9 protein-coding genes are annotated in these 9323 nt (G+C 61.6%); all 9 read right to left on the reverse strand.

Annotated features, from left to right (window positions below; all coding sequences use genetic code 11):
• Window positions 1-275 precede the first annotated feature (275 nt).
• On the reverse strand, window positions 276-1049 hold the full coding sequence (locus ACW9JE_RS25380) for an SDR family oxidoreductase (RefSeq protein WP_457434295.1): 774 nt from the start codon (window positions 1047-1049) through the stop codon (window positions 276-278).
• Window positions 1046-2257: an O-succinylhomoserine sulfhydrylase gene (locus tag ACW9JE_RS25385; protein WP_457434296.1), complete on the reverse strand. Its 1212-nt coding sequence runs from the start codon at window positions 2255-2257 to the stop codon at window positions 1046-1048. Before ACW9JE_RS25385 ends, ACW9JE_RS25380 begins: the two co-directional genes overlap by 4 nt.
• A gap of 66 nt (window positions 2258-2323) precedes the next feature.
• A complete protein-coding gene (purF, locus tag ACW9JE_RS25390; protein ID WP_175377536.1) occupies window positions 2324-3829 on the reverse strand; it encodes an amidophosphoribosyltransferase in 1506 nt (501 codons plus the stop codon).
• 41 nt (window positions 3830-3870) lie between these two features.
• Window positions 3871-4431, reverse strand: coding sequence for a CvpA family protein (locus ACW9JE_RS25395; RefSeq protein ID WP_224533748.1), 561 nt, complete (start codon window positions 4429-4431; stop codon window positions 3871-3873).
• Window positions 4432-4529: 98 nt separating this feature from the next.
• Entirely contained in the window at window positions 4530-5213 is a 684-nt protein-coding gene (locus ACW9JE_RS25400; protein ID WP_457434297.1) for an SPOR domain-containing protein, read from the reverse strand.
• On the reverse strand, window positions 5197-6504 hold the full coding sequence (gene folC / locus ACW9JE_RS25405; protein ID WP_457434298.1) for a bifunctional tetrahydrofolate synthase/dihydrofolate synthase: 1308 nt from the start codon (window positions 6502-6504) through the stop codon (window positions 5197-5199). The genes ACW9JE_RS25400 and folC overlap by 17 nt, the downstream gene beginning before the upstream one ends.
• Window positions 6501-7421: an acetyl-CoA carboxylase, carboxyltransferase subunit beta gene (accD, locus tag ACW9JE_RS25410; protein WP_224533751.1), complete on the reverse strand. Its 921-nt coding sequence runs from the start codon at window positions 7419-7421 to the stop codon at window positions 6501-6503. The genes folC and accD overlap by 4 nt, the downstream gene beginning before the upstream one ends.
• Before the next feature lie 200 nt (window positions 7422-7621).
• Window positions 7622-8239: a phosphoribosylanthranilate isomerase gene (locus tag ACW9JE_RS25415; protein ID WP_457434299.1), complete on the reverse strand. Its 618-nt coding sequence runs from the start codon at window positions 8237-8239 to the stop codon at window positions 7622-7624.
• A gap of 63 nt (window positions 8240-8302) precedes the next feature.
• A complete protein-coding gene (gene truA, locus ACW9JE_RS25420; RefSeq protein WP_224533758.1) occupies window positions 8303-9127 on the reverse strand; it encodes a tRNA pseudouridine(38-40) synthase TruA in 825 nt (274 codons plus the stop codon).
• Between the last annotated feature and the right edge of the window lie 196 nt (window positions 9128-9323).

Raw genomic sequence — 9323 nt, forward strand, 5'->3', positions numbered from 1 at the left:
AACCGCCGACATTCTGCTTGTAAGGCAGACGCTCTCCCAGCTGAGCTAATCACCCGTTTGCATCTCCGAGGCCGCGAAATTTACGCAGGTAGCGAACCTAAGTCAATAGCAGGATTGAAGTTTTTCTAAAAAAGACAAAAACAAGTCATTCCGGCCAGGGCGTATGCCATCGCGAGCAGGCTCGCTCCCACAGAGGACCGCGATTCTTCAGAGAACATGCTTTCCAATGTGGAGCCTGCTCGCGATGGCGACGGCACATACAACACCAGAGCGAATTACTCGCTGTAAATCATCTTCTTGGACATGCCACCGTCCACCACAAATTCCTGCCCAGTGACGAACCCGGCATTCTTCGACAGCAGCCACGCCACCATCGACGCGACATCCTCCACCGTCCCTACCCTGCCCGCCGGATGCTGGGCGTGATCAGCATCGGTTAGCGGCTCGGCACGACGCACCGAGGGATCGCGAGTATCGATCCAGCCCGGGCTAACGGCATTCACGCGAATCTCCGGCCCCAAGCTAATGGCCAGCGCGTGAGTCAGGGCCAGCAGGCCGCCCTTGCTCGCAGCATACGCCTCGGTGTCAGGCTCCGACTGCATCGCGCGGGTCGAGGCCAGGTTGACGATCGCCCCGCTGTGGGCGCGCAGGTAGGGCGCACAGTGCTTGGCCAACAGCATCGGCCCGCTGAGATTGACCGCCAGCACCCGATTCCAGTAATCCAGATCGAGGCTTTCCAGGGTGATGTTGTGCGGATCGGCCACGGCCGCGTTGCACACCAGCGCATCCAGGCGCCCGAACTGACCGAGCACTTCTGCTACGCCCAACGCCACCTGCCCTTCGTTCGCGACGTCCATGGCGATGAACCAGGCGTTCTCGCCCAGCACCTTCGCCACTTTCGAACCCCGTGCCCGATCCAGGTCCGTCAACACGACCTGCCAGCCTTCGCTGATCAGCCATGCGGCGATGCCCAGACCGATGCCCCGCGCAGCGCCGGTGACCAGCGCTACGCGTCCATTGGAGCCGCTCGACGCAGACAGCTCGATCACAATGCCGCCAGGCCGCGCGACAGGTCGGCTTGCAGATCCGCCACGTCTTCCAGGCCCACCGCGATACGGATCAGGCTGTCACGAATGCCCGCTGCTTCACGTTCTTGCGGCGCCAGACGGCCGTGGGAGGTGGTGCTCGGGTGGGTGATGGTGGTCTTGCTGTCGCCCAGGTTAGCGGTGATCGAAATCAGTCGGGTTGCGTCGATGAAGCGCCAGGCACCCTCTTTGCCGCCCTTGACCTCGAAGCTCACCACCGCGCCGAAACCTTTCTGCTGACGCAGGGCCAGTTCGTGCTGCGGATGGCTCTTGAGACCGGCGTAGTGAACCTTCTCGATGCCGTCCTGCTGCTCCAGCCACTCGGCCAGCTCCTGGGCGTTGGCGCAGTGGGCCTTCATCCGCAGGTTCAGAGTTTCCAGGCCCTTGAGGAAGATCCAGGCGTTGAACGGGCTCAAGGTCGGACCGGCGGTCCGCAGGAAGCCGACCACTTCTTTCATCTGCTCGCTGCGACCGGCAACCACACCGCCCATGCAACGACCCTGGCCGTCGATGAACTTGGTGGCCGAGTGCACGACGATGTCCGCGCCCAGCTTCAGCGGCTGCTGCAGCGCCGGGGTGCAGAAGCAGTTGTCGACCACCAGCATTGCGCCCTTGGCGTGGGCGATTTTCGAAAGCTCGGCGATGTCCACCAGCTCGGCCAGCGGGTTGGAGGGCGATTCGACGAACAGCAGCTTGGTGTTCGGCTTGATCGCCGCGTCCCAGCCGGACAAGTCCGCCAGAGCCACGTAATCGACTTCCACGCCAAAACGCTTGAAGTACTTCTCGAACAGGCTGATGGTCGAGCCGAACACGCTGCGCGAGACCAATACGTGGTCGCCGGCGCTGCACAGGCTCATCACCACCGCCATGATTGCCGCCATGCCGGTGGCCGTGGCCACCGCTTGCTCGGCACCTTCCAGCGCGGCGATACGTTCTTCGAACGCCCGCACGGTCGGGTTGGTGTAGCGCGAATAGACGTTGCCCGGCACTTCACCGGCAAAACGCGCGGCCGCGTCGCCAGCGGTGCGGAATACGTAACTTGAGGTGAAGAACATCGGATCACCGTGTTCGCCTTCCGGCGTACGGTGCTGACCGGCACGTACGGCCAGGGTATCGAACGCTACACCTTCGAGGTCGCTGTCCAACCGACCCGCATCCCATTCCTGACTCATGCTGTGACTCCTTGCCTTGTTCTTTGGAGATAGATACAAAACCGGCCCCTCAGGGCCGGTAGTTACTCAGTTGTTGTACAGATCGATGATCGCGCTGACCGCCTGGGTCTTGACCTTCGAGGCATCGTTACGCGCCTGTTCGATCTTGTTCAGGTAAGCCTCGTCGACGTCGCCGGTCACGTACTGGCCGTCGAACACCGCGCAATCGAACTTGTCGATCTTGATCTTGCCGCCGCCGACCGCTTCGATCAAGTCAGGCAGATCCTGATAGACCAGCCAGTCGGCGCCGATCAGGTCGGCCACGTCCTGGGTCGAACGGTTGTGCGCGATCAGTTCGTGGGCGCTCGGCATGTCGATGCCGTAGACGTTCGGGAAGCGCACGGCAGGTGCCGCGGAGCAGAAGTAGACGTTCTTCGCGCCGGCTTCACGGGCCATCTGGATGATCTGCTTGCAGGTGGTGCCGCGAACGATGGAGTCGTCCACCAGCATCACGTTCTTGCCGCGGAATTCCAGTTCGATCGCGTTGAGCTTCTGGCGTACGGATTTTTTCCGTGCGGCCTGGCCCGGCATGATGAAGGTACGGCCGATGTAGCGGTTCTTCACAAAGCCTTCGCGGAATTTCACGCCCAGGTGGTTCGCCAGCTCCAGGGCCGCGGTGCGGCTGGTGTCCGGGATCGGGATGACCACATCGATGTCGTGATCAGGACGCTCGCGCTGGATCTTCTCGGCGAGCTTCTCGCCCATGCGCAGACGGGCCTTGTACACCGACACGCCGTCGATGATCGAGTCCGGACGCGCCAGGTAGACGTGTTCGAAGATGCACGGGGTCAGGGACGGGTTGGTCGCGCACTGACGGGTGTGCAGCTTGCCGTCTTCAGTGATGTAGACCGCTTCGCCCGGAGCCAGGTCGCGAATCAGGGTGAAGCCGAGCACGTCCAGGGAAACGCTTTCGGACGCGATCATGTACTCGACGCCTTCGTCGGTGTGACGCTGGCCGAACACGATCGGGCGGATGCCGTGCGGGTCGCGGAAGCCGACGATGCCGTAGCCGGTGATCATCGCAACGACCGCGTAGCCACCGACGCAGCGGTTGTGCACGTCGGTCACGGCGGCGAAGACGTCTTCTTCGGTTGGCTGCAACTTGCCGCGCTGGGCCAGTTCGTGGGCGAACACGTTGAGCAGCACTTCCGAGTCGGAACTGGTGTTGACGTGGCGCAAATCGGATTCGTAAATCTCCTTGGCCAACTGTTCAACGTTGGTCAGGTTGCCGTTGTGCGCCAGGGTGATGCCGTAAGGCGAGTTGACGTAAAACGGTTGAGCTTCGGCCGAAGTCGAGCTGCCCGCGGTCGGGTAGCGCACATGGCCGATGCCCATGTGGCCGACCAGGCGCTGCATGTGACGCTGCTGGAACACGTCACGCACCAGGCCGTTGTCCTTGCGCAGGAATAACCGGCCATCATGGCTGGTCACGATACCGGCAGCGTCCTGGCCGCGGTGCTGGAGGACGGTTAGCGCGTCATACAGCGCCTGATTGACGTTCGACTTACCGACGATACCGACGATGCCACACATGCGACGCAACCCCTACTTAATGGATCTGAACTGAACAACACTCACTGAGGCGTTTTGACCGTCGGCAAGAGTTGCTCCTTGAACGGAATATCAGCGGGTACGCTGATTCCGCTGGCAAGCCACTGACTGCTCCACCCGAGGATCAGGTTTTTGGACCAGTCTGCGACCAATAGAAACTTTGGAACGAGCTGGGATTGAATCCACCACTCGTCATGCTGGACCGGCCCCAGGCTCAAGAGCCCGACCGCCACGACCACCAGCAAGCCGCCACGCGCGGCGCCGAAGGCCATGCCGAGGAATCGATCGGTCCCGGATAGCCCGGTGACGCGTACCAATTCGCCGATCAGATAATTGATCATTGCGCCTACCACGAGGGTGGCGACAAACATGATGGCACAGCCCGCGATCACGCGGGCCGAAGGTGTCTGGATATAACCGCCGAGGTACTCGGACAATGAGCCACCGAACATCCAGGCTACGACTCCTGCGATGATCCAGGTCACCAGCGACAGTGCTTCTTTGACGAAGCCGCGGCTCAGACTGATCAATGCGGAGATGGCGACGATTGCAACGATCGCCCAGTCAACCCAGGTAAATGGCACAGTGCAGCCTACAGACGGATAAGGCGGCGCATTTTAGCAGAGCCCATGCTGATCGGTAAGCTGCGATTGTCAGTGCATTTCAAATCGTTGCGATAGATTTAGCCACGCTCTGGCTGAAAGCGCACCACAAAACCCTTGAGATTCTGCTGGCGGTTGAGCAAGTCACGCAGACGATCGGCCTCGGCACGCTCGATCAGCGGCCCCACGAACACCCGGTTCTTGCCGTCGGCAGAACGGATGTAGGCGTTGTAACCCTGGCTGCGCAGGGTTTTCTGCAGCTTTTCCGCACTTTCGCGATTGGACAGGCTGGCCAGTTGCACCGACCAGCTGACCGACAGGCCATTGGCGTCGACGCGGCTTTGCGTGGTGTCCGGTTTGCCCGGCGCTGCGGTGATGGGCTGGGAAGGTGCTGTCGCAGGCTTGGCAGCCAGTGCAGGGACAGGTGCCGGAGCAGGCGGTGGCGTGACCGGTTTGGCGACAGGTGCCGGGGCCGGTGTGGGAACCGGGGTCGTAGGCACGACCGGCGCAGCCGGAACGTCCTGAGCGATGTCTTCATCGCTCGGAACCGGTTCCTGAGGCAGGGCTTGCGGCTCAGGCACCACCACGGGCTGAACCTGCACCTGCGCCATGGCAGGCGCCTGCGGCGCAGCCGGGGCTTCGACCGTCACGTGACGCTGTTCATCCTGACGGGAAAACAGCATCGGCAGGAAAATCACCGCCAGCGCCACCAGGACCAGAGCGCCGACCATACGCTGTTTGTAGGCTTTATCCAGCAATGCCATTTGCCGCTTCCTCCGTGGAGCGCCGGGCCAGCCAATCCAGGGCCTCGGCGACACAATAAAATGATCCGAACAACAGAATCTCGTCGTCGCTCGTCGCCTGTGCGCACTGCCCTTCCAGGGCGGCGGCCACGCTGTCGTAGGACGTTACCGAAGCACCACGCTTGTCCAGCGCCTCGTGCAACTCGACCACCGGTCGCGCCCGTGGCGAATCCAGCGGTGCAACGGCCCAGTGCTCGACACTAGCACTCAACTCATCGATTACACCATCCAGATCCTTGTCCGCCAGCAATCCGAACACCGCCAGACGCTTGCCTGCCGGTGGGCGACTGGCCAGACGCCGGGCCAGATACTGCGCCGCATGGGGGTTATGGCCCACGTCCAGCAGCAGATTCAGGCGCTTGCCCTGCCAATCGAACTGACGGCGATCGAGACGTCCGACCACCTTCGTCGCCTGCAAGGCCTGGATGATCTGCGCTTCGACCCAAGGCAGCCCGAGCAGACGGTAAGCCTGCAACGCCAGCGCGGCGTTTTCCATCGGCAGGTCGAGCAACGGCAAATCGCGCAGCTCGACCACCTGGCCCTGGACGTCGACACCGCGCCATTGCCAGTTGTGATCGGTGATACCGAGATCGAAATCGCGCCCACGCAGGAAAAACGGGCAATTGAGCTCGCGCGTTTTATCCAGCAGGGGTTGCGGAGGGTTCAGGTCGCCACAGAGCGCAGGCGCGCCCTGACGGAAGATGCCGGCTTTCTCGAAGGCCACGGATTCACGGGTATTGCCCAGGTAATCCGCATGATCGACGCCAATGCTGGTGACCAGGGCCATGTCGGCGTCGACCACGTTGACGGTATCCAGACGCCCGCCCAGACCGACTTCCAGCACCACGGCATCGAGTCCGGACTGCTGAAACAGCCAGAACGCCGCCAGGGTGCCCATTTCGAAATAAGTCAGGGAAGTGTCGCCGCGCCCCGCCTCCACCGCAGCGAAGGCCTGGCACAGCTCGGCGTCGGAAGCTTCGACGCCGTTGACCTGCACCCGCTCGTTGTAGCGCAGCAGGTGCGGAGAATTGTAGACACCGACTTTCAGGCCCTGCGCGCGCAGCAGCGATGCCACGAACGCGCAGGTAGAGCCCTTGCCGTTGGTGCCGGTGACCGTGATCACCCTTGGCGCCGGCTTGCCCAGTCCCATGCGGGACGCTACCTGTTGCGAGCGCTCAAGGCCCATGTCGATGGCCGAAGGGTGCAACTGCTCAAGGTAGGCGAGCCACTCGCCAAGGGTACGTTGGGTCATAGGTTGGCAGGCACCGGTGGAACGACGATTTTCTCGATTGGCGCAGCGACGAACTTCGGCGTAGGCAGGCCCATCATTTGCGCCAGCAGATTGCCTAGACGCGGACGCAGTTCCTGACGATCAATGATCAGGTCGATCGCACCGTGCTCCAGCAGGAACTCGCTGCGCTGGAAGCCTTCCGGCAGTTTTTCGCGCACGGTCTGCTCGATTACGCGCGGGCCGGCAAAGCCGATCAGGGCTTTCGGCTCGCCGACGATCACGTCGCCCAGCATCGCCAGACTGGCGGAAACACCGCCGTAGACCGGGTCGGTCAGCACGGAGATGAACGGAATGCCTTCTTCACGCAGACGCGCCAGCACCGCGGAGGTCTTGGCCATTTGCATCAAGGAGATCAGCGCTTCCTGCATCCGCGCACCACCGGAGGCGGAGAAGCAGACCATCGGGCAGCGCTTTTCCAGCGCGTAGTTGGCAGCGCGCACGAAGCGCTCGCCGACGATGGCGCCCATCGAGCCACCCATGAAGGAGAATTCGAAGGCCGAGACCACGATCGGCATGCCCAGCAAGGTGCCGCTCATGGAAACCAGAGCGTCTTTTTCGCCGGTCTGCTTCTGCGCACCGGTCAGACGATCCTTGTACTTTTTGCCGTCACGGAATTTCAGACGGTCAACCGGCTCCAGGTCCGCACCCAGTTCGGTACGGCCTTCGGCGTCGAGGAAAATGTCGATACGGGCGCGGGCGCCGATACGCATGTGGTGGTTGCACTTGGGGCAAACGTCCAGGGTCTTTTCCAGCTCCGGACGGTACAGCACAGCCTCGCAGGACGGGCATTTGTGCCAAAGACCTTCAGGCACCGAGCTCTTCTTGACCTCGGAACGCATGATCGAAGGGATCAGTTTGTCTACTAACCAGTTGCTCATGCTTTCTTTCTCCAGTACCGGCGGCCCGAACGCTCTTGTTCGCAGCCCCGCGTATGCCCTTAGCTAAATTCATGTGTGCGGCGATGATCGATGAGTTGCCGGATCAGGGAACGTGACCTGCGTACAACCCAAAAAACTCTCAGCCATGCCTGCTTTGTGCAAGTGCTGTTATGGACGGCGGCAGACTGCCAGCCGTCACATCAACCACGTACCGCTTTGATGAATGCCCGAATCTTTTCGGGATCCTTGATACCTTTGCTCGCCTCTACCCCGCCACTGACATCCACTGCGTAAGGCTTGACCCGCGCCACCGCCTCGGCGACGTTCTGTGGAGTCAGGCCACCGGCCAGGATAATCGGCTTGTTCAAACCCTGAGGTATCAGAGACCAGTCGAACGCTTCACCGGTTCCACCGGGAACCCCCTCGACATACGCATCGAGCAGGATACCGCTCGCACTCGGATAAGCCTCGCAGGCCGCGGCGATGTCGTCACCGGCCTTGACCCGCAATGCCTTGATGTACGGACGATGCCAGCTTTCGCACTCCTCCAGGCTTTCATCGCCGTGGAACTGCAGCAGGTCCAGCGGTACGGCGTCGAGGATCTCCCCCAACTCACTACGACTGGCATTAACGAACAAACCCACGGTGGTGACGAAGGGCGGCAGCGCATTGATGATCGTGCGCGCCTGCTGGAACGTCACAGCCCGTGGGCTCTTGGCGTAAAACACAAACCCGATTGCATCGGTCCCGGCTTCGACGGCCGCCAACGCATCCTCTATGCGGGTAATCCCGCAAATTTTGCTGCGAACGGCTGACATGTCGAGAAAACCTCACGGTAAATCCGAGAAAGTCCCGGATGGTAACAAAAGCGCTGGAGGGCGTCAGCCGTCAAGTTCGGAGAAACCGGTGAGGAAGTGCGGCCCAATGAAACGCTCGGGCAACTCGAACTCATCCCGGTATTCGACCTGCACCAGATACAGGCCGAATGGATGTGCCGTGACCCCGCCGGAACGACGGATACGACTGTCCAGCACCTCTTTCATCCACTCCACCGGACGCTCGCCCGACCCGATGGTCATGAGTACACCGGCAATGTTACGCACCATGTGGTGCAGGAAGGCGCTGGCACGAATATCCAGCACGATCATCTTGCCGTGACGCGTGACGCGCAGGTGGTGCAGCTCCTTGATCGGCGACTTGGCCTGGCACTGGCCGGCACGGAAAGCGCTGAAATCATGGGTACCCACCAGGTATTGCGCGGCCTCGGCCATGCGCTCGACGTCCAGTGGACGGTGGTTCCAGGTGATTTCTTCGTTCAGGTGCGCCGGGCGGATCTGATCGTTGTAGATCACATAGCGATAGCGTCGGGCGATGGCCTTGAAGCGCGCATGAAAATGCGCCGGCATGACCTTGGCCCAGCTGACGCTGACGTCGTGGGGCAAGTTGATGTTGGCGCCCATCACCCAGGCTTTCATTGAGCGCTCGACCGTAGTATCGAAGTGCACCACTTGCCCGCAGGCGTGCACGCCGGCATCGGTACGCCCGGCGCACAAAAGCGATACCGGCGAGTCGGCGACTTTGGACAGGGCGTTTTCGAGAGTTTCCTGCACGGTGAGCACACCGGACGCCTGGCGCTGCCAGCCGCGATAGCGCGAGCCCTTGTATTCAACGCCCAGCGCGATCCGGTAAAAGCCCTCGGCGGCCATTTCGGCTTCCGGGTTATCTATATTTGCCAAGGAGTGACAGCCTGCTGATGTACGCAAAGGCGGGCATTATAAGGCCGTGGGGCGGGGATGCCAGTGGCGCGTAATGCTGCTGGAGGTTTGTGGTGGATATCAGGGCCTCTTCGCGGGCAAGCCTCGCTCCCACAGGGTTTTGTGTCGATCATAAATCCATGTAAAC

The sequence above is a fragment of the Pseudomonas sp. SDO55104_S430 genome (assembly GCF_054070595.1).